Raw genomic sequence first — 19,242 nt, 5'->3', positions numbered from 1 at the left:
GAGCCATGGAATCACGACCCGACGGCACGCTCCTCCTCCTCGGCGCCACCAGCGACATCGGCGGGGAGGTAGCCGCCCGGCTGTGCCCGGGCAGGGATGTGGTACTGGCGGGTAGGGATCGCGAGCGTGCGGAGGGCGTCGCCACGCGGCTGCGAGAGGCGGGCGCGGCGAGCGTGCGCTTCGTCGAGTTTGAGGCCGAGGATCTCGACTCCCACCGCCGGATCATCGAGGGGGCCGGGCCCGTGACCACCGCCATCGTCGCCTTCGGCGTCCTCGGCGACCAGAAGCGCGCGGAGCGCGACGAGCGCGAGGCCGCCCGCATCGCCACCGTGGACTACCTCGCGCAGGTCAACGTCCTCACCGTGCTCTCAACCGTGATGGAGCGCGGCGACATCTTCGCCTTTTCCTCCATCGCCGGGTGGCGGGCGCGCCGCGCCAACTACGTCTACGGCTCCACGAAGGCCGGGCTGGACGCGTTCTGCCAGGGGTTGGCCGACCGGCTGCACGGCACTGACGTGCACCTGATTACGGCGCGCCCCGGCTTCGTCATCGGCTCCATGACCGAAGGGATGGCGCCGGCCCCGCTGTCCGTCACGCCACCGCGCGTGGCCGACGCCGTGGTGGAGGCGGCCGCCGCGGGCAGGAGCGCCACGGTGTGGATCCCGCGGCGGCTCGCGCTGCTCGCCGCGGTGATGCGCGTGGTGCCGCGCCCCGTTTGGCGACGCATGCCGAGGTAGTGCTGGGGAAGTTCACAGCATCGGCAGGTAGTCTGACGTCATGCGACTGCTTTTCTTCGCCTATTTCCTCGTCGAAGTCCTCGCCTTCCTCGGCGTGGCACAACTGGTCGGCATCGGCTGGGCGTTCGCCGGGGTATTCCTCCTCCTGGTTGTCGGCGGGCTGGCGGCCAACGTGGCCCTGCGCAACGCGCTGCGCAAAGCGGCGCAGGGACAGTCCAACCTGAGCACGCTGGCGGGTGATTCGGCGATTCTGTTCACCGGCTGGGTGCTCACGATCGTCCCTGGCTACGTCTCCTCACTCGTGGGCCTGCTCATGGTGTTCGGCCCCACCCGCGCGCTTTTGCGCCGGGGGATCACGGCGAAGGCGCACCGAGCCATGGAGGATTTCACGGTCCGCGCCTACTCGGCCTCGCCGATGTCGCAGTTCCGTACGTCGTACGGGTCGTTTACGCAGCCCGGCGGCGATGCGGCGGATTCCCCTGACGGCCCTGACGCCCCCGACGCCGCCGAACTGGAGCGAATCTTCCGCATGGACAGCGTCGACCCGAAGCGCCCCGGGACCGACGACAAGGGCAACGACCAGTGAGGGCATTTTACCGCCTCACCCTGGCCGCGGCGTCGGGGGCCGCGGTCTACTACTCCTACGAGCCCCACGGGGTGTGGTGGCTGGGAGTGCTGGGGATCGCGCTGTTCTTCTTCTCCCTGACGCCCTGGCCGGCATCGTGGAACAGGGTTGTCGGCGCCCCGCGCGGCACGCGCCTCGGACCCTCCGGGGGGTTCGGCGCGCTGCTGGCGTTCACGCACGCGCTGTTCTGCTACCTGTACCTCCTGCCGTGGATTGGCGAGTTCGTCGGCCCGATGCCCTATGTGGCATTGGCGGTAACACTTGCGCTCTACGCCATTCCCACCGGCATTTTCGGGGCGCTCGCGGCGCGGCAGCGCTGGGGCTTCCTCGCGTTCCCGTTCATCTACCTGGCCGTCGAGTGGGCGCGCTCGTCGTTCCCCTTCGGCGGTTTCCCGTGGGTGCGCCTCGCCTGGGGGCAGATCAACGGGCCATTGGCCAACCTCGCCGCGTGGGGCGGGCCGGCGCTCGTGACCGTGGCCACGGTGCTGACGAGCTGCGCGGTGGCGGCCCTCGTCCGGTACCGGCGCCATGCCGTCCGCTTCGCGGCCCCCGCCGCCGTGCTGCCGCTGGTGCTCGGCCTGGCCGCGGGGCTCGGCGTCGGCACCGAGAGGGGAGTGACGGACCAGGCCACGGTGTCCGCCGTCCAGGGCAACGTGCCGCGCATGGGGCTGGACTTCAACGCCCAGCGCCGCGCCGTTTTAGCCAACCACGTGAACCAGACCATCCAGCTCGCGGAATCCGGGGCCGAGCCGGACATCGTCATTTGGCCGGAGAACTCCTCCGACGTCAACCCGTTTACCGACCCGCAGGCCGCGGCGCTCGTCAACGCCGCCGTGCAGCGTATCGACGCCCCCGTGCTCGTGGGCACCCTCACCCGGGACGAGGTGGGCGACCGCAACACGATGCAGGTCTTCGACCCCGATCATGGGGCGGGGGACTACCACCACAAGAAGTACCTTCAGCCTTTCGGAGAGTACATGCCCATGCGCGACTTCTTCCGGAACTTCTCCGAGTACGTGGATTTGGCCGGGGACTTCAAGCCCGGCAACGGTGACGGGGTGGTGTCCATGCGCGGCGTGAACGTCGGCATCGCCACGTGCTACGAGGTCGCCGTGGACGAGGCCTACCGGACCGCCGTGCGCAGCGGTGCGGAAATTCTGGCGACGCCGACCAACAACGCCACGTTCGGGTTCACCGACATGACCTACCAGCAGCTCGCAATGAGCCGCATGCGGGCGATCGAGACCGATCGCGCCGTCGTCGTCGCGGCGACCTCGGGCGTGTCCGCCATCGTCCACCCCGACGGGACCGTCTCCCAGCACACCGGCATCTTCGAAGCCGCCCACCTCACCGAGACCCTCCCGCGGAAGGACACCGTGACACCCGCGGTCCGGGTCGGGCGCTACCTGGAGTGGGCCGCGGTCGCCGCGGGTATCGCTCTGATGCTCGCCGCGTGGGCGGCGTCGAGACGCGGGTATGATGCGAAGAGGATGAAAGCAACCGAGACACCCAAGGAGAATTAGCCGTGGCGAACAGCACCGTGGTGGTAATGCCGACGTACAACGAGGTGGAGAACTTCCCGCTGATGGTCGAGCGCATTATCAGCGCCAACGACCAGGTGGACATCCTCGTTGTCGACGACAACTCGCCCGACGGCACGGGCGCCAAGGCCGACGAACTGGCCGGCCAATACGAGCAGCTCAACGTGCTGCACCGCGAGGGCAAGGAGGGCCTGCTCGCAGCGTACCGCGCAGGCTTCGACTGGGCGCTGGGCAAGGGCTACGAGGTCATCTGCCAGATGGACGCCGACGGTTCCCACGCGCCGGAGGAGCTCTCCCGCCTGCTTGACGCGATCGCGGACGGCGCGGACCTGGTCATCGGCTCCCGCTATGTCGAGGGCGGCGAAGTCAAGGACTGGCCGCGCGAGCGCTTCCTCCTGTCGAAGGCGGGCAACCAGTACATCTCGCTCGCGCTTGGTGACGACATCGCCGACATGACCGCCGGCTACCGCGCCATCCGCCGCGACGTGCTCGAGGGCATAGACCTCGACGCCCTGTCCACCAAGGGCTACATCTTCCAGGCCGACCTGGCCCACCGCGCGATCAAGGCCGGGTTCGACGTGCGCGAGGTCCCCGTCACGTTTACCGACCGCACCCTGGGCGAATCGAAGCTGGACGCCAGCTTTGCCACGCAGTCCCTCGCCGAGGTGACGAAGTGGGCGGTTGAGGAAAAGTCGGAGTTGCTTCGCGAGGGCTCCAAGGAGCTGTTCCGCTTCCTCGGCTACGAGCTGGACAAGTCGCCTCTGGCCAAGGCGGCGCGGGAGGCGGAAAGCGCCCCGGAGACTGCCGTGGATGTCATCGGCGAGATGGTGCGCCTCGGCCGGTACCAGCTGCGCCAGTCCGGCATCGCGGAATTGCCGGCGCGGGCCGCGCGCGGCGCCGACACCCTCGTCGAGATGGTCCGCGAGGGCGTCAAGCTCGCCGACTACGAGCTCAAAAACCGCAGCTAGGACTGGGCCTGGGTGTTGGCCTGCTCTTGCTCCTTGGCCATGCGGGCGGCGGTGCGGCGGCGCTTGCGCAGCTGGTCGAGGCGCTCCTCGAGCAGAACGTCGAGCTCCTCGATCGTGCGGCGCTCCCGCAGCATGTCCCAGTGGGTCCGCGGGGGCTTGACCGGCTTGGCTTCCACGCCCTCGCCCTCGATGAGCGTTCCTACCTGGCCGTTCTTGCACAGCCACTCTTCGGGGATTTCCGCCTCGTCGGCGAAGGGGACATCGAACACCTCGCCGTTGGGTGTGCGGTACTTCGCCATGCGGCGCGGGGCCAGATCGTGGTCGCGGTCAGTCTCGTAACTCACTGCGCCCATGCGACTCCCGCGCAAAACGCGATCAGCCATGTCTACATCCTTTCCCTCAATTGATAGTCGCCCCATTATAACGACGGCGACAACACAAATGTTCCGGCGCCTCCGGCGGCACGTTCATGCGTTATTCTGTTCGCCATGACATCGACCGTGCGCCAGTGCCTCTGGTGCGGACGTGATTTGCCGCCGCACGAGGGGAGGGGGCGAAGGCGCAAGTTCTGCAGCGCGTCGTGCAAGCAGCGCGCGTACGAGCAACGCAACGCCGTCAGCGGCACGCGGGTTCCAGTGCAGGCGGTGATTATGCGCCCGGAGAAGGCGGAGGAACTGCGCGATAGCCTGTTTGAACTGCGGTGCGCCGCCGAAGACATCGCCACGGCGCACACCGAGGGGGCAGACTCCGGCGAGGTGGCTCAGCTGTGCGAGGAGCTGGTGAATATGGCCAAGCGGATCGAAAGGCTAAGGTAGGAACGGTGAATAAGCAGCGCCCGTTACCGAAACCAGTTCTCGTCTTCGCGTTTATATTCATCGTCAGCCTCGCCCTGCTGGCGATCGCCCCCGTGGTGTACGCACTGATGTTCGGCGACCACGGCGTGAAAACGGAGGGTATCGACGCCGACAGGGTCCAGGAGGCGACGACGGACGTCGACGGGTCGTGGGTGGTGTCCGACCGGATCGGGCCCAACCAGTCGTCGGCCGGGTTCACGTTTTTCGAGATCCTTCCCGCGGAACAGAAGGTGACCTCGGGGTCCACGCGCTCCGTGGACGGAGAGGTGCACATTGAGCAGGGCGTGGTCACCGCCGGCGACATCTCGGTAGACATGGCGTCGGTGACCACCGACAACGACCGCCGCGACGTGAACGTGCGGCGCTCCATCCTGCACACCGACGAGTACCCGAAGGCGACGTTCAGCCTGACCGAGCCCGCGGAGGTCAGCCATCTGCCTGACGACGGCACGGTGGGAACCGTCGAGCTCACGGGAGATCTGACGATCCACGGGACTACTAATCGTGTCACGCACGAGTTCGACGCGGCGCGCAGCGGCGACAACCTCGTGGTTGCGGGCGACATCCCGATCCGCCGTTCGGACTACGGCGTGGAGACGCCGGAGTTGGTCGCCGCCAAGATCGCGGACGAGGGCGAAGTGAACATCCGGCTCAACCTGGAGAAGGTTCGCTAATTACGTAACGTGACGCAATTAGCGCGGGTCCGAGGCCCGCTACGGACATGTCCGATAATGTGCATTATGTCAAGTAAAGCTTCTACCGCCTACCCCGCCTGTCCCGCGGCACCAACGTCATCTGCGCCAGGTCGATCATCCCGAGCCGCGCCAACGCCTCGCGCAGCGCGAACTGCCACTGCCACAGCCGGCGGTACACGCGGTCGTAGCCGTCCGCCGCGGCCTCGCGCAGGCGCCCGTCGAACAGCTCCCGCTGCAGGCGTAGCGACGCCTCCAGGTGCTCCGGTGCGCGAGTCTCCGCGACGATTCGCAGGCGCGTCCGCCGGTCGACGATCCGCGCGAGCTCCTCGGGCGTCGAAAAGCTTAAGCCCGGCCAGACGTACGCGCGCAGGGATTGCAGCGACGCCCGCGCCGCCGGCGTGAACGCCTCCGTGCGCACGAGGGTCTGCAGCGCCACGCGGCCCCCCGGGCCGACGAGGCCGCCCAGCGCGCTCAGGTAACCGCCCTTGCGGCTCGGGTCGAGGGTTTCCAGCTTCTCCACACTCACAACACCGTCGTAGTGCCCGCGGCGTGGCGGCACGGGCTCCGGGTTACTTCCGACCAGCTCGACGTGCACCGCATCTGCCACACCCGCGTAGACGAGACGGTCGCGCAGCTGCCGCTCGGCGGCCTCGCCCGCCAACCACACGTCCACCGTCGCGTGCCGCCTCGCGGCGGCGATCGCCACGGCCCCGCCGGACGACGGGTACTCCAACACGTGCGTGCCGCGGGCGGCGCCGCAGGCGTCAAGGAGCATTTCCACCGAACGGGCCTGCACGTCGGCTAGGTCGTCGCGCTGCGCGTCCAGCGGCGCGGAAAATTCCGTGCGGTCGACGTAGTGGAACGCGGCGGCGCGCCGCCCGAGCCCGCACGGCGCGTACGAGCGCACCCTCTCGCGCTGTGTGGTGGGCACCCCAGTGGCGAAGTGCCCCGCGAACGGGCTCATCCCATCGCCGGAGAAATGGCGGATCAGGTCGGGTGGGATTTCCCCCCCGCTGCCCGCCCGGCCGGAGGCGACGGCCGGGGTGCGCGGCGCGTAGTTGACCTTGAGCAGCGCCGCGAGGGCGTCGACAAGCGCCGCGCTGCTCTCGACGGACCACTCGCCCGCCAAGAAACCCTCGGCCAGCCCAACCCAGCCGCTGTCGGCGACCCTACGGAACACGGCGTCGTGCTCGACGCGCACCAGCGCACCCCGGTCCGGGTCGAGCTCGACCCCGGCCTGGGCGCACGCCGCGGCGAAACGAGCCTCCGCGAGCCTCGCCTTCGCAGCGACGAGCACGCCTTCGGGCACCCTCGCAACCCCGGGCCACTCATCGGCATCCACGGTCGCGAGATGCTCGTAAACGTTTCCAGCGGACAACACGCAGCCCACCTTATCCGGCGGAGCGGCCCGTCCCCTGGAGGCGCAGCGAACCTGCGCCGAAACAATTCCCCGCGGGCGCGTAGGATACAAGTAGAACCAATCAATTCGTTGTAGCAAGGAAGGTACACCCATGGCTGAAACGGCAATCCGCCCGGCAGGCAACCGCCACCACGTCGTCATCATCGGCGCTGGTTTCGGCGGTATTTTTGCAGCTCGTGAGCTCGGTGACGCCGACGTGGACGTCACCATCATCAACCGCACCAACCACCACCTGTTCGCGCCGCTGCTGTACCAGGTGGCCACCGGCATCCTCTCCACGGGCGAGATCGCGGCGTCCGTGCGCCAGATCCTCTCCGGCAAGGACAACATCAACGTCGTCCGCGGCGACGTCACCGACATCGACGTCGAGGCGCAGACCGTGACCTCCGTCGAGGGCGAGTTCTCCCGCACCTACTCCTACGACTCCCTCATCGTCGCCGCCGGCGCCGGCCAGTCCTACTTCGGCAACGACCACTTCGCCGAGTTTGCCCCGGGCCTGAAGACCCTGGACAACGCGCTTGAGCTCCGCGCCCGCATCGTCACCGCCTTCGAGCGCGCTGAGCTCGCCGAGACCGCCGAGGAGCGCGAGCGCCTGCTCACCTTCGTCATCGTCGGCGCCGGCCCCACCGGCGTCGAGCTCGCCGGCCAGATCGCCGAGATGGCGCGCCGCTCGTTCACCGACGAGTACTCCAACTTTGTCCCCTCCCAGGCCAAGATCGTGCTTATCGACGGCATGCCCCAGGTCCTCCCCCCGTTTGGCAAGCGCCTGGGCAAGAAGGCCCAGCGCGAGCTGGAGAAGAACGGTGTGACCGTCGTCCTCAACGCGATGGTGGTCAACGTCGACGAAGGCACCGTGACCTACAAGGACACCAAGACGGAGCAGGAAGTCACCATCGAGTCGGCCACCAAGATCTGGTCCGCGGGCGTGCAGGCCTCCCCGCTGGGCAAGCTCATCGCCGACCAGGTCGGCGTCGAGGCCGAGCGCAACGGCAAGGTCCCGGTGAACGCGGACCTGACCGTGGGCGACAAGTCCAACGTCTTCATCATCGGTGACATGATGAGCCGCGACCGTCTGCCGGGCGTGGCACAGGTGGCCATCCAGACCGGCGAATACGTCGCGCACATCATCAAGGAGCAGGTCGAGCACGACGTCGCCCCGGAAAACCGCGACGACTTCTCCTACTTCGACAAGGGCTCCATGGCCATCGTCTCCCGCTTCAACGCCGTGGTGAAGATGGGCAAGGTCGAGGTCACGGGCTTCATCGGCTGGCTCATGTGGCTCGGCGTCCACGTCTCCTTCCTCGTGGGCGCACGCAACAAGTTCGTCACCATGCTCTCCTGGGGCATCAACGCGCTCACGCCGAAGCGCTACAACCTGGCCACCACCCTGGCCCAGATGCACGCGCGCAACGCCCTGCTCAAGCTCGGCGAGCGCACCACCGACGATGCCGCCACCCTCCCCGAGGTCCGCGACACCAACGGCGAGAACTAGCGCCGCCGCCACCCGCTGACGTCGAACAGCCCGGTTTCCCAGTCCTGGGGGCCGGGCTGTTCGGTCGCGGGTATCATTTCCGGAAGTCCGACCATTCACCTGTGCTTCGCTTGAAGGGGGGCCACTATGCCACCACGTCTTCCTCTGTCTCTGCAGCGTCCCAAACGCCCCGACAACCCCGGCCCCGTGACAGGTAGCGTCCCCGTCCCCATCGAGCGCAACGTCGACTTCTGCCGCATCTTCGTCGACGGGAAGAAGCTGCCCGGCGAGGCGCGCATCTCGCATGCCCTCCAGGTGGTGGAAGCTCACGAGAACGCGTTTATCTGGCTATCACTGAGCGAGCCCAGCACCAAGCAGATGGAGAAGATCGCGGAGATCTTCGACCTGCACGAGCTCATCGTCGACGACATTGTCGACGCGCACCAGCGCCCCAAGATGGAGCGCTACGACGACCAGCTGTTCATGGTCGCCCGTTCCGTCTACTACCGCGACGACGAAGAAGTGGCCGACGCCCGCGAGATCATCTCTACCGGCGAGGTGCAGGTTGTGCTGGGCCCGAAGTTCGCCATCATGATCCGGCACAAGGCTCCCCTGCCGGATCTCACCCGCCAGCTCGAGGAGGACGAGGACCTCGCCATCCTCGGCCCGCCCGCCGCCGCCTGGAAGGTGTTCGACTACGTGGTGGACAATTACCTCCGTGTCGCCGCCGCGCTCGGCCGCGACGTTGACGAACTAGAAAACGAGGTGTTCACCCCGCGCCGCGACATCAACATCGACAAGATCTACATGTACAAGCGCGAGATCTTGGAGATGCGCCACGCGATCGAGCCCCTGGTTCCCGCCCTGCGCACCGGCCTGGCCAACAACAAGGACATGCTGCGCAAGATTCTTCGTTCGTACTTCCGCGACGTGCAGGACAACGCGACCATCGTGAGCGACCACGTCTCCGGGTTCGACGAGCGGCTCTCGTCGCTTCTCGACGCCTCCGTGGCCAAGGTCAACATGCAGCAGAACAGCGACATGCGCACCATTTCCGCCGTCGTCGGCATGGCCGCCGCGCCGACCATGATCGCCGGTATTTACGGGATGAACTTCGCCTACATGCCGGAGTTGGCGTGGCGCTGGGGGTATCCCGCGGTCCTCATCGTCATGGCGACGGTGATGATCGTGATGTACTGGTGGTTCAGGAAGAACCACTGGCTCTAGGTGTTCACTTCGCGTCGCGCAGAATCATCAGCTTGAGGTTGGTGGTGGCCACGAGCTTCGCCTCGTGGTACATCTCCACGCGCCACAGGTGCGTCGATCTGCCCAGGTGAACGGGCATGGCGACGGCGTCGATGCGCCCGTCCGCAACGCTGCCGAGCAGGTCTGTGTTGTTGCTCATCCCCACGGCGACGTTGCCCGCCGCGGCCACCGCCGCGATGGACCCGAGCGTCTCCCCCACGGCGCAGTACAACCCGCCATTGGCGATCCCGGTGATCTGGTGGTGGTCCGGGGTGACATCGACGTAGCCCTCGGCCCGGTCGCCGGAAACGTAGCTGATGTGGATTCCCAGAGTCTGGGCAAGTCCTTTGTTGGCCTCGTTCACGGCGGCCAGCCCCTCGGCTCCGAGCTCCCCGGTGATTGGTTCCTTGCCAAATATGTGATCCATGCCACCACTATACGGCCAACCGCCCGCAAAAAATGCGCAATGCGTAGTATTTCCGACATGACTTCCAGCACCAAACTCGCCCAGATCGGCGTCGTGGGGATGGCCGTGATGGGCTCCAACCTCGCGCGCAACTTCGCCTCCCAGGGCCACACCGTGGCCATTTATAACCGCTCGCCGGAGAAGACCCGCGCAGTCATCGCCGAGCACGGACACGAGGGCGACTTCATCGCCTCCGAGACGATTGAGGATTTCGTGGCGTCACTCGAGCGCCCGCGCAAGGCGATCATCATGGTCCAGGCTGGTCCCGCCACCGACGCCGTGATCGACCAGCTCGCCGAGGCGATGGAGGACGGCGACATCATTATCGACGGCGGAAACGCCCTGTTCACAGACACCATCCGCCGCGAGAAAGACATCGCCGCGCGCGGCCGCCATTTCGTGGGCGCCGGTATTTCCGGTGGCGAGGAGGGCGCGCTCAACGGCCCGTCGATTATGCCGGGCGGCCCCAAGGAATCGTGGGAGACCCTCGGCCCGCTGCTCGAGGACATCTCCGCCAAGGTGGACGGCGTCCCCTGCGTCACCCACATCGGCCCCGACGGCGCCGGCCACTTCGTCAAGATGGTCCACAACGGCATCGAGTACGCCGACATGCAGGTCATCGGCGAGGCGTACCACCTGCTGCGCTACGCGGCGGGTATCGAGCCGGGCGAGCTGTCGGAGATTTTCGCGCAGTGGAACCAGGGGGACCTGGACTCCTACCTCATCGAGATCACCGCCGAGATTCTGCGCCAGGTGGACAAGCGCACCGGCAAGCCGTTTATCGATGTCATCGTCGACGCGGCCGGCCAGAAGGGCACCGGCCGCTGGACCGTGAAGGAGGCCCTGGATCTCGGCGTGCCGGTCACGGGCATCGGTGAGGCCGTCTTCGCCCGCGCGCTGTCCTCCGCCCTCGCCCAGCGCGAGGCCGCCCAGCGCATCGGGCTGCCCTCCGGCGAGGTTTCCACCCTCGAGTCTCTCGGGTTGGACAAAGACCAGTTCGTAGAGGACGTGCGACGCGCCCTCTACGCCTCCAAACTCGTGGCGTACGCCCAGGGGTTCGACGAGATCAACGCCGGCTCGCAGGAGTACGGCTGGGGCATCAAGCCGGGCGACTTGGCACGCATCTGGCGCGGCGGCTGCATCATCCGCGCGAAGTTCCTCAACCGCATCACCGAGGCCTACGAGAACGACCCGGAGCTGCCGTCGTTGCTGCTCGATCCGTACTTCAAGGGTGAGCTCGAGGGCGGGCTGATTGACTCGTGGCGCCGCGTAGTCGTCACGGCAACCCAGCTCGGCCTGCCCGTCCCGGTGTTCTCCTCGTCCCTGTCCTACTACGACTCGCTGCGCTCGAAGCGCCTGCCCGCCGCGCTCATCCAGGGGCAGCGCGACTTCTTCGGCGCGCACACGTACCGCCGCATCGATCTCGACGGCACGTTCCACACCGCGTGGTCGGGCGACCGCGAGGAGCTGACCTATTAGCGTTTGGCTTTTGCCCGCTTCCCGCAGGTAGGCTAGCGCCAATGACTTCTTTCGCCGATCTCGGCCTTCCCCGCCCCATCACCACCGTCCTGCAGAAGCAGGGCATCACGGAACCCTTCCCCATCCAGGCCGCGGCCATCCCGGACGCGCTCGCGGGCAGGGACGTCCTGGGGCGCGGGCCCACCGGGTCGGGCAAAACGTTCACGTTCGGCCTGCCGATGCTGGCCCGCCTCGCCGGGGCGCCCTCGCGTCCCGGTCACCCCCGTGGCCTCGTGCTGGCGCCGACGCGCGAGCTGGCGACCCAGATCCGCGAGCGTCTCGACGATCCTGCGGCAGCGCTCGGGCTGCGCGTCCTCGACGTCGTCGGAGGGGTCAACATCAACCACCACATCCGCTCGCTCGCGGCACCCGTGGACCTGCTGGTGGCCACCCCGGGCCGCGCCGAGGACCTGATCAATCAGAAGAAGCTGTTCCTCGACCAGGTCGAGGTGACCGCGCTGGACGAGGCGGACCAGATGGCGGACATGGGGTTCCTCCCCCAGGTGCGCAAGCTGCTCGACCGCACGCCGCCACGCGGGCAGCGCTTGCTCTTTTCTGCGACCCTGGACGGGGACGTGCAAAAGCTCATCGAGCGCTACATGTCCGACCCGGTTACCCACTCCACCGCCCCGGTGCAGGCCGCGGTGGACACCATGGAGCATTTCCGCCTCCTCATCGGCGACCGCGACCAGCGCAGCGAAGTCGTGCTCCGTATCGCGGCCCGCGAAGGCAAGACCATCATGTTCATGCGCACCAAACACGGCGTGGACAGGCAGGTCAAGAAGCTGCGCCGTGTCGGCATCAACGCGCAGGGCCTGCACGGGGATAAGGGCCAGGGGGCGCGCGTGCGCGCTCTCGAGGGCTTCGGCGACGGCACCACACCGGTCCTGGTCGCGACGGACATCGCCGCGCGCGGCATCGACGTGGACGACGTCTCACTCGTCGTCCACGTGGACCCGCCGGCGGAGCACAAGGCCTACCTGCACCGCGCCGGGCGGACGGCCCGCGCCGGGTCATCCGGGACCGTCGTCACGCTCGTGCTCGATGAGCAGGAGAAAGAAGTCCAGCAGCTGATGGATAAGGCCGGTGTGAGCGCGACGCCCGTGCGTGTCACGCCCGATTCGGCGGAATTGGCTAAAATTACTGGCGCACGCAAGCCCTCGGGCTCGCCGCTGCCTCCGCCCGGCCAGACGCAGACTGCGCCGCGCTCGGGAGGCGCCCGCGGCGGCAAGCCCTCAACCGTTTCCGGACGCCCGTCGCGGCGCCGGCCCCGAAGGAGTAGCGGGCGCGGCTAGCACCACCCCCGGTGCCGCCACGTCACCACTGACATGGACATATTCATATCGATCATCTCGCTTTTGGCGTTTATCGCGCTGACCGCATCGACCGGTTTATTCGTGGCCATCGAGTTCGCCATGACGGGCCTGGAGCGCTCGACCATCGAGGCGCACGTGCGCGACAAGGGCGACCGCACGGCGAAGGCGGTGGCGCGGGATCACGCCAACCTCTCCTTCGTCCTCTCCGGCGCCCAGCTGGGAATCACCGTGACAACCCTGGCGGCCGGCTTCCTCGCGGAGCCTGTTCTGGGCCAGTTTTTCACCCCGCTTCTCGACGCCGCGGGCCTGAGCCCCAACGCCAGCTCCGCAGTCGCGCTCGTCCTTGCGCTCATCATCGCCACCTTTTTGTCCATGGTGTTCGGCGAACTGGTGCCGAAGAACATCGCGATTACTGACCCGCTGACCACCGCCCGCTTCGTCGTGCCCCCGGTCAACGCGTTCAACGTCGCGCTGAAGTGGTTCATCATGGAGCTGAACCACTCGGCGAACTGGGTCGTGCGCAAGCTGGGTTTCGAGCCCGCCGACGAGCTGGCCTCGGCGCGCTCCGGGCAGGAACTGGGTGCCATGGTCCGCAACTCCGCGGAGGCCGGCAGCTTCGATGCCGACACCGCCCGTGTGATCGACCGCTCGCTTCAATTCGGGGAGACTACCGCGGAGGATTACATGACGCCGCGCTCGACCATCGAGTCCCTCGACGCCGACGACACGGTCGCCGACCTCATCACCCTGGCGCGCACCACCGGCCACTCACGCTTCCCGGTCCGCCGCGGCGACCTGGATGACACCGTCGGCGTGGTCCACATCAAGGACGCCTTCTCCGTGGACAAGGCGCTGCGCGACTCGACCAAGCTCGGCGAGCTCGCGCGCCCCGTGCCGTTTATTCCGGGCACGCTCGACGGCGACTCCGTGCTCAACCGGGTGCGTTCCGCGGGTTCCCAGGTGGTGCTGGTCGCCGACGAGTACGGCGGCACGCAGGGGCTGGTGACCATCGAGGACGTCGTCGAGGAGCTCTTGGGCGAGGTGTACGACGAATACGACGACCGCGAGTCCGAGCGAGACTTCCAGCGCTTCGGCTCCTCGTGGGAGGTCTCCGGACTTGTCCGGCTCGACGAGCTCAGCGAGCGCCTCAGCTACACCGCGCCCGACGGCCCGTACGAGACCTTGGGCGGCCTCATCATGTCCACGCTGGGCCGCGTGCCTGTGCTCGGGGACAAAGTCGTCCTCCCGGTGACGGACGCCGGCTTCCAGGAGGACTTCGGGTCGGGAAACGCTGGGCGCTGGACCGCGCACGTCACCGTGATGGATGACAGGCGGGTTGACAAGGCCATCCTCACACCCATCCCCGCCAAGGAGGCCCGCCCATGAACATCTGGCTAGCGCTTCTTCTCATCGTCGTTCTGCTGGCACTCAACGCGTTCTTCGTGGCCACGGAGTTCGCCCTTGTCTCGTCGCGACGCGACCGGCTCGAATCAATGGTGGCGCAGGGCAAGAAGGAAGCCGAGCGGGTGCTCCACTCGATTGAGCACCTCTCGATCTATCTCGCGGGCGCCCAGTTCGGCATCACCGTCTGTTCCCTGATTCTGGGCAAGGTCGCCGAGCCGGCCATCGCCCACTACATCGAAGTGCCGTTTATGGCCCTTGGGGTTCCGGCGGATCTGCTGCATCCGGTGTCCTTCGTCATCGCCCTCGCGATCATCTCATGGCTGCACATTCTGTTCGGCGAGATGGTGCCGAAAAACATCGCCATCGCCGGCCCCGAGCAGCTCGCGCTGTGGCTCATGCCGGCGATGCAGCTGTGGGTGAAGGTCACCAGCCCGATCATCCGCCTCCTCAACGAGGTCGCCCGCCTCACGCTGAAGGCTTTCGGCATCGAGCAGCGCGACGAGCTCGAGTCAACCGTGGATGAGCAGCAGCTCGCCTCGATGATCATGGAGTCGCGCGACGAGGGTCTCCTCGACGCCGAGGAGACCGCCCGCCTGGCCAAAGCACTTCGCTCTGAGTCGCGCAGCCTCCAGGAGGTCATGATCCCGCTCGACCACCTGACCACTCTCCCCTACTCGGCGCGCGGCATCCCGCTCTCCGTCATCGAGCGCGCGGTGCGGGAGACGGGGTTCTCGCGCTTCCCCGTTGAGCGCGCCGACGGGGCGCTCGTGGGGTACCTGCACGTCAAGGACATCCTGGACCTCATGGAGTCCGAGGAGGCCGACCCCCTGGTCCCGGTCTCGCGGATTCGCCAGCTCAGCATCGTCGACGGCGCAGGCTCGCTCGATGACGCTTTAACGTCCATGCACCGCCGCTCCGCTCACATGGCCCAGGTCAGGGACAATGGCGACCTCGTCGGTGTCCTCGCGCTGGAAGACATCATCGAGGAGTACGTGGGGACCGTGTCGGACTGGACGCACGAGACTTAAGATGTAATCATGGCACGCCACGCATCCGGGAAAAACAACTACGCTCTCTCCGGCAGGGCCATCGCGGCGCTCGTCGCCGTCGTCGCCCTCATCGGCGCCACGGGGATCTACGCCGCGACCCGCGGCGAGGACTCCGCCGAGCAGCCGGCCGCCTCGTGCGTGGCGGGTGATCTCAGTCTTCCCGTTGCGGCGACCGACGAGTCGGTCGGCCGGCTGCTTGTCGACGCGTACGCTGACACGCACCCGGTCGTCCGCGACTACTGCGTCCAGCCCCAGCTCGTCGAATCCGTGGCCGACGCGGCCGTCTATATCGCCCCGAACACCCCCGTCTCCCACCAGGAGCTCGCACAACGCAACCGGACATCGGCGGTCGCCGATCCCAAGCCGGTCTACGCGCAGAAGGTCGGCCTCGCCTCGAAGGACGAGGTGCCAGACGCGTCCGCCGTCGAGGTGGGCGCCGTGGCGTTCCCCGTCAACGACGAGCCCGCCGCGAGCGCACTCGTTGCCTCCGTTCTCGCCGGCAACGAGCAGGACGCGGTGCAGGCCCTGACCGACCACCGCGTCCCCGGGCTCGAGCAGGCGGCGCGAACCGCGGATGTGATCGCGACCTCCGAGGGCAATGTGCCCGGCGGGTATTCCTTTTCCCCGCTCGACGCCTCGATAGTCTACGCGGCGATCCCCCTCACCCAGGGCGACACCGTCACCGAGGAGCAATCTCGCGCGGGGCAGGATTTCGCGTCGTCCGCCGCGTCGCGTTTCGACGGCGACGGGGTGCAGCAGCCGACGATCTCTGAGATGGTCTGGGCCGCGGCGTCGCCGACCGGCGGCGAGGCGATCACGGACAACACCGACGACGGCGTCGCCGTGGCCGAAGGCGGCCCCACAAACACCCTCTTCCTGCTGGACACGTCCGACGCGATGGCCCCCTACATGGACGGCGCGCAGCGCGGAATCTCGGCGGCCGCCCAGGGCGTCGCCGACGCGGGGCACCAGGTGGCGCTGTGGAACTACTCCTCCCCGCTCAACCCCGGCGTGGTGAACGGGTACCGCCGCAACGTGGCCATGACATCGGACGCCGGCGAGGTCGTGGGATCGGTAAACCGCTTCCTCACCGGCGGGGAGCCCATGACGCGCGAGGCCGTCCTGGCCGCGGTGAGCCAGACCGCTGAGCCCGGCGCACCCGCGCGCATCGTCGTGGTGACGTCGGGGACCGCCGACGGCGGAGACGACGAGGCGTTCGCCGACGCGGTGACGTCAGCCGCGGGCTCCGATGTAACGGTCTCCGTTGTCCACGTGGGCGAGGGTCAGCAGGATGAGGCGCTGCGGCGGGTCAGCTCCGCCGCCACGATTGCCAAGAGCGCCGGGGACGTCGAACCGGCGATCGCCGCCGCGGCGGGTTTGACCCGGTCTTAGGAGGTCTTAGGATGACTTGCGGCGGCGCCGAGCCGCGAGCTCGTCGATGGACACGACCTCGGTGCCCGTCTCGTCGCCGACGCGCTCGGAGGGGAAGGAGGAGATCGTGCCCGTCAGCTCGCGCATGATCTGCGGAACGGCGATGCCGAACACGCCCTGCCCTCCGCCGAGGAGGTCGATGATTTCCTCGTTGCTGCGGCACTCGTAGACGGTCGTGCCGTCGGACACGAGCGTGATCTCGGCGATATCGTTAACCCCCCGGTCCCGCAGCTTGTCCACCGCGAGGCGGATGTTCTGCAGGGAGATGCCCGTGTCCAGCAGGCGCTTCACAATCTTGAGAACGAGGATGTCCTTGAAGGAGTAGAGGCGTTGGGAGCCGGATCCCTTCGCGCCGCGTATCGACGGCCGCACCAGGTTCGTTCGCGCCCAGTAGTCGAGCTGGCGGTAGGTAATGCCCGCGACCTGGCAGGCAATGGGGACACGGTAGCCGACCTCGTCGGAGGGGCCCACGTCGAACAGGGTCTCCTGGACTGGGCCCTCCTGGGCCGAGTTCAGCGGGGTGTCAAGGTTGTTGCTCACGTAATTACTCCCATGAAGTTCTGATGTGGGCCTAATGCTCATTAAATGCCAAGCATAGGGATTGGTCAAGCCCCGGCAGCGCAACACGCCGAACTCTAAACCCAAACTTCACATTTAGGCTTTGTCTGCCCCATCGTCCTCATCATCATCAGCCGCGCCAAGTTGGCGCAGGAAGGCCTCGAACTCGGCGTCCGACCCTGAGTCCGCCTCCGCCACGGCGTCCGGCGCGCCGGTTTCGATATCCACGTCAAAATAGCGGGACGCGTCGTCCGCAGACAACCACAGGGACGCCGAGGCGAGCACGTCCTCAGTCACTTCCACCGGCAGGTCGAGCTCCAACGCAACCGCCAGAGCGTCGGACGGGCGAAGGTCGACATCCGTGCCGTCGCCGAGGCGTAGGGTCGCGCGGAAGACGCCCTCGTGGACGTCGGAAAGCTCGATTTCGCCCGCGGCGCCCCCGGCAGCTCGGGCGAGGTCGGCAAGGGCATCGACAGCGTGGGGCCGGTTCGGCGTCCACCCGTTGAGCCGGGCGAGCAGCCGTGCACCTTCCACGGGGGCGAGCCACACCGGGAGAAACCGGGAAGCCTCCCCGACGTGGAAGAGGGCGCAGAGAAATTCCTCCGGACCGACGGGGTAGACACCAAGAAGTTGCGCCTGAGACACGGTGATACCCCGGCTACTTGCTGTAGTTGCGCAGCTCGCTCTTGACAAGCGAGGCGTGGAGCGAGACCACGAGCGCCGTTAGCTGCTGCCCGATGTCCTCGGCCTTCTCGTGCGCGCTGCTCTTGCCGGATTTGGCCACGGGCTCCGTGACGCGTGCGATGAGGTCGGCCTGCCGGGTGGCGGTGGTGCGCAGGGTCTTCAGATGGCGCTCGTCGAGCCCGAACTCCATGAGTGCCACCGCAGAGTTGACGGTGCGCACGTCGTCCGCAGTGAAGTGCCCCGCGGAATCAGGGGCGATGATGCCGACCGAGATTAACTGATCGACGACGGCGCCTTCCACCTTCGCCTGTTCGGCCACGTCCACGTCCGTCAGCTTCGTCACCGCCGGCTCGCGGAAGTTTTCCGGCGACACCATCGGCGCGTGCTCCGCGGGCGCGACGATAGCGGTTACCTGGCCGGAGTCCATCGCGTCAAGCTGCTCGCGGATCACCTTCAACGGGAGGTAATTGTCGCGCTGCGTCACCAGAATGTAGCGCAGGCGATCCACGTCGGCGTCCGTGAACCGGCGGTAGCCTGAGGCCGTGCGCTGCGGCGTGATCAGCCCCTCGGATTCGAGAAAGCGGATCTTCGACACCGTAACGTCCGGAAATTCCTCCCGCAGGCGCTCCAAAACGACGCCGATAGACATCGTTTTGGCGGCCTTGGCAGTCGTGCCGGCCGGCTGCTGGTTCGAGGAGGTTTTGCGGATTGCGCTCACGGTGGTCGTCTGTCTCTACAGGTCTCTACAGGTATGTGGTATGCGTTGTTTCTTACTTGTCCTCGGAGATGAACACGAGGCGGAACTTGCCGATCTGGATTTCGTCGCCCGCGGCGAGCGTCTGGGAGTTGCGGGGCTCGCGGTTGACGTAGGTGCCGTTGAGGGAGCCCACGTCAACTACCTCAAACGAGCCCTCGTTGTGGCGGAATTCCGCGTGACGACGCGAGACCGTGACGTCATCGAGGAAGATGTCAGCCTCGGGGTGCCGGCCGGCAGTGGTGGTGTCCTGATCGAGCAGGAAACGCGCGCCCGCGTTCGGGCCACGCTTGACGACGAGAAGCGCTGCACCTTCCGGAAGGTTGTCCGCACCAGGTGCCGCTGCAGAAGGTGTAGCGCCGGATTCCATTTCCTTCAGCAAGTCTGCGCGAAAGACCGAAGTGGTCTCTACTTGGGTCTCCGGCGCACCAGTGTTCTCGGTCATCTTCTCTCCTGACGCTGATTGTGAATGTCTGCGGATTTCTCAATAACTGCCAACCATAGTA

At 67.1% G+C, this 19,242-nt stretch carries 20 protein-coding genes; 13 read left to right on the top strand and 7 right to left on the bottom strand.

Annotated elements, in window-relative coordinates:
* The first annotated feature begins 5 nt into the window (after positions 1 to 5).
* Genes BLS40_RS02615 through BLS40_RS02600 form a run of 4 tightly spaced genes read left to right on the top strand, consistent with a single transcriptional unit; the run spans position 6 to position 3,871 of the window.
* On the top strand, positions 6 to 737 hold the full coding sequence (locus tag BLS40_RS02615; RefSeq protein ID WP_092148370.1) for an SDR family oxidoreductase: 732 nt from the start codon (positions 6 to 8) through the stop codon (positions 735 to 737).
* A 40-nt stretch (positions 738 to 777) separates the two neighbouring features.
* Positions 778 to 1,323, top strand: a complete 546-nt coding sequence (locus BLS40_RS02610) for an FxsA family protein (RefSeq protein ID WP_092148367.1) — start codon at positions 778 to 780, stop codon at positions 1,321 to 1,323.
* The gene (gene lnt, locus BLS40_RS02605) at positions 1,320 to 2,885 is read left to right on the top strand and encodes an apolipoprotein N-acyltransferase (RefSeq protein ID WP_092148364.1); all 1,566 of its coding nucleotides are present in this window, start codon (positions 1,320 to 1,322) and stop codon (positions 2,883 to 2,885) included. The genes BLS40_RS02610 and lnt overlap by 4 nt, the downstream gene beginning before the upstream one ends.
* 2 nt (positions 2,886 to 2,887) lie before the next feature.
* Positions 2,888 to 3,871, top strand: a complete 984-nt coding sequence (locus tag BLS40_RS02600) for a polyprenol monophosphomannose synthase (RefSeq protein ID WP_231908496.1) — start codon at positions 2,888 to 2,890, stop codon at positions 3,869 to 3,871.
* On the opposite strand, the gene BLS40_RS02595 is transcribed toward BLS40_RS02600, so the two are convergent.
* Entirely contained in the window at positions 3,868 to 4,254 is a 387-nt protein-coding gene (locus BLS40_RS02595; RefSeq protein ID WP_092148361.1) for an RNA polymerase-binding protein RbpA, read from the bottom strand. The two genes, BLS40_RS02600 and BLS40_RS02595, sit on opposite strands and share 4 nt — an antisense overlap.
* A 105-nt stretch (positions 4,255 to 4,359) precedes the next feature.
* Here BLS40_RS02595 and BLS40_RS02590 point away from each other — a divergent pair, with 105 nt between their 5' ends.
* Positions 4,360 to 4,686: a hypothetical protein gene (locus BLS40_RS02590; RefSeq protein ID WP_092148358.1), complete on the top strand. Its 327-nt coding sequence runs from the start codon at positions 4,360 to 4,362 to the stop codon at positions 4,684 to 4,686.
* A gap of 5 nt (positions 4,687 to 4,691) precedes the next feature.
* Positions 4,692 to 5,399, top strand: coding sequence for a YceI family protein (locus BLS40_RS02585; RefSeq protein WP_092148356.1), 708 nt, complete (start codon positions 4,692 to 4,694; stop codon positions 5,397 to 5,399).
* 82 nt (positions 5,400 to 5,481) lie between these two features.
* Here the strand turns inward: BLS40_RS02585 and BLS40_RS02580 are convergent, their stop codons facing one another.
* Positions 5,482 to 6,801 carry an SAM-dependent methyltransferase gene (locus tag BLS40_RS02580; RefSeq protein ID WP_231908495.1) on the bottom strand — a complete coding sequence of 440 codons (1,320 nt, stop codon included), beginning with the start codon at positions 6,799 to 6,801 and terminating at the stop codon, positions 5,482 to 5,484.
* A 130-nt stretch (positions 6,802 to 6,931) separates the two neighbouring features.
* Here BLS40_RS02580 and BLS40_RS02575 point away from each other — a divergent pair, with 130 nt between their 5' ends.
* On the top strand, positions 6,932 to 8,332 hold the full coding sequence (locus BLS40_RS02575) for an NAD(P)/FAD-dependent oxidoreductase (RefSeq protein ID WP_092148350.1): 1,401 nt from the start codon (positions 6,932 to 6,934) through the stop codon (positions 8,330 to 8,332).
* Positions 8,333 to 8,458: 126 nt separating this feature from the next.
* Positions 8,459 to 9,538, top strand: coding sequence for a magnesium and cobalt transport protein CorA (locus BLS40_RS02570; protein ID WP_092148347.1), 1,080 nt, complete (start codon positions 8,459 to 8,461; stop codon positions 9,536 to 9,538).
* A 4-nt stretch (positions 9,539 to 9,542) separates the two neighbouring features.
* Here BLS40_RS02570 and BLS40_RS02565 read toward each other — a convergent pair whose 3' ends face one another.
* On the bottom strand, positions 9,543 to 9,983 hold the full coding sequence (locus tag BLS40_RS02565) for a PaaI family thioesterase (RefSeq protein WP_092148344.1): 441 nt from the start codon (positions 9,981 to 9,983) through the stop codon (positions 9,543 to 9,545).
* A gap of 57 nt (positions 9,984 to 10,040) precedes the next feature.
* Here BLS40_RS02565 and gndA point away from each other — a divergent pair, with 57 nt between their 5' ends.
* Genes gndA through BLS40_RS02540 form a run of 5 tightly spaced genes read left to right on the top strand, consistent with a single transcriptional unit; the run spans position 10,041 to position 16,701 of the window.
* A complete protein-coding gene (gndA, locus tag BLS40_RS02560) occupies positions 10,041 to 11,501 on the top strand; it encodes an NADP-dependent phosphogluconate dehydrogenase (RefSeq protein WP_092148341.1) in 1,461 nt (486 codons plus the stop codon).
* A gap of 41 nt (positions 11,502 to 11,542) precedes the next feature.
* Positions 11,543 to 12,835, top strand: a complete 1,293-nt coding sequence (locus BLS40_RS02555) for a DEAD/DEAH box helicase (RefSeq protein WP_092148338.1) — start codon at positions 11,543 to 11,545, stop codon at positions 12,833 to 12,835.
* A 33-nt stretch (positions 12,836 to 12,868) separates the two neighbouring features.
* Positions 12,869 to 14,242 carry a hemolysin family protein gene (locus tag BLS40_RS02550; protein WP_092148335.1) on the top strand — a complete coding sequence of 458 codons (1,374 nt, stop codon included), beginning with the start codon at positions 12,869 to 12,871 and terminating at the stop codon, positions 14,240 to 14,242.
* Complete coding sequence (locus tag BLS40_RS02545) at positions 14,239 to 15,288, top strand: hemolysin family protein (protein ID WP_092148332.1); 1,050 nt, start codon at positions 14,239 to 14,241, stop codon at positions 15,286 to 15,288. The genes BLS40_RS02550 and BLS40_RS02545 overlap by 4 nt, the downstream gene beginning before the upstream one ends.
* Positions 15,289 to 15,297: 9 nt before the next feature.
* Positions 15,298 to 16,701, top strand: coding sequence for a vWA domain-containing protein (locus tag BLS40_RS02540; protein ID WP_092148329.1), 1,404 nt, complete (start codon positions 15,298 to 15,300; stop codon positions 16,699 to 16,701).
* A 6-nt stretch (positions 16,702 to 16,707) separates the two neighbouring features.
* Here the strand turns inward: BLS40_RS02540 and BLS40_RS02535 are convergent, their stop codons facing one another.
* From BLS40_RS02535 to odhI, 4 genes are all read right to left on the bottom strand, one after another.
* Complete coding sequence (locus tag BLS40_RS02535; protein ID WP_172807988.1) at positions 16,708 to 17,280, bottom strand: MerR family transcriptional regulator; 573 nt, start codon at positions 17,278 to 17,280, stop codon at positions 16,708 to 16,710.
* A gap of 114 nt (positions 17,281 to 17,394) precedes the next feature.
* Complete coding sequence (locus BLS40_RS02530; RefSeq protein WP_157672431.1) at positions 17,395 to 17,943, bottom strand: bifunctional nuclease domain-containing protein; 549 nt, start codon at positions 17,941 to 17,943, stop codon at positions 17,395 to 17,397.
* A 13-nt stretch (positions 17,944 to 17,956) separates the two neighbouring features.
* Positions 17,957 to 18,700, bottom strand: coding sequence for a transcriptional regulator FtsR (ftsR, locus tag BLS40_RS02525; RefSeq protein ID WP_331710854.1), 744 nt, complete (start codon positions 18,698 to 18,700; stop codon positions 17,957 to 17,959).
* Between the two features lie 52 nt (positions 18,701 to 18,752).
* The gene (odhI, locus tag BLS40_RS02520; RefSeq protein WP_092148324.1) at positions 18,753 to 19,181 is read right to left on the bottom strand and encodes an oxoglutarate dehydrogenase inhibitor Odhl; all 429 of its coding nucleotides are present in this window, start codon (positions 19,179 to 19,181) and stop codon (positions 18,753 to 18,755) included.
* Positions 19,182 to 19,242 lie beyond the last annotated feature (61 nt).

Source organism: Corynebacterium mycetoides (genome assembly GCF_900103625.1).
Taxonomy (GTDB): Bacteria; Actinomycetota; Actinomycetes; order Mycobacteriales; family Mycobacteriaceae; genus Corynebacterium; species Corynebacterium mycetoides.
The sequence above is the reverse complement of the archived record's forward strand: the minus strand, read 5'-3'. Positions and strand labels throughout refer to the sequence as shown.

Coding starts and splice junctions, on each gene's coding strand:
- odhI (WP_092148324.1), bottom strand. CDS start 19,181: ATGACCGAGAACACTGGTGCGCCGGAGACCCAAGTAGAGACCACTTCG.
- BLS40_RS02590 (WP_092148358.1), top strand. CDS start 4,360: ATGACATCGACCGTGCGCCAGTGCCTCTGGTGCGGACGTGATTTGCCG.
- BLS40_RS02550 (WP_092148335.1), top strand. CDS start 12,869: ATGGACATATTCATATCGATCATCTCGCTTTTGGCGTTTATCGCGCTG.
- BLS40_RS02610 (WP_092148367.1), top strand. CDS start 778: ATGCGACTGCTTTTCTTCGCCTATTTCCTCGTCGAAGTCCTCGCCTTC.
- BLS40_RS02565 (WP_092148344.1), bottom strand. CDS start 9,983: ATGGATCACATATTTGGCAAGGAACCAATCACCGGGGAGCTCGGAGCC.
- BLS40_RS02570 (WP_092148347.1), top strand. CDS start 8,459: ATGCCACCACGTCTTCCTCTGTCTCTGCAGCGTCCCAAACGCCCCGAC.
- BLS40_RS02540 (WP_092148329.1), top strand. CDS start 15,298: ATGGCACGCCACGCATCCGGGAAAAACAACTACGCTCTCTCCGGCAGG.
- BLS40_RS02575 (WP_092148350.1), top strand. CDS start 6,932: ATGGCTGAAACGGCAATCCGCCCGGCAGGCAACCGCCACCACGTCGTC.
- gndA (WP_092148341.1), top strand. CDS start 10,041: ATGACTTCCAGCACCAAACTCGCCCAGATCGGCGTCGTGGGGATGGCC.
- BLS40_RS02595 (WP_092148361.1), bottom strand. CDS start 4,254: ATGGCTGATCGCGTTTTGCGCGGGAGTCGCATGGGCGCAGTGAGTTAC.
- BLS40_RS02545 (WP_092148332.1), top strand. CDS start 14,239: ATGAACATCTGGCTAGCGCTTCTTCTCATCGTCGTTCTGCTGGCACTC.
- BLS40_RS02615 (WP_092148370.1), top strand. CDS start 6: ATGGAATCACGACCCGACGGCACGCTCCTCCTCCTCGGCGCCACCAGC.
- BLS40_RS02555 (WP_092148338.1), top strand. CDS start 11,543: ATGACTTCTTTCGCCGATCTCGGCCTTCCCCGCCCCATCACCACCGTC.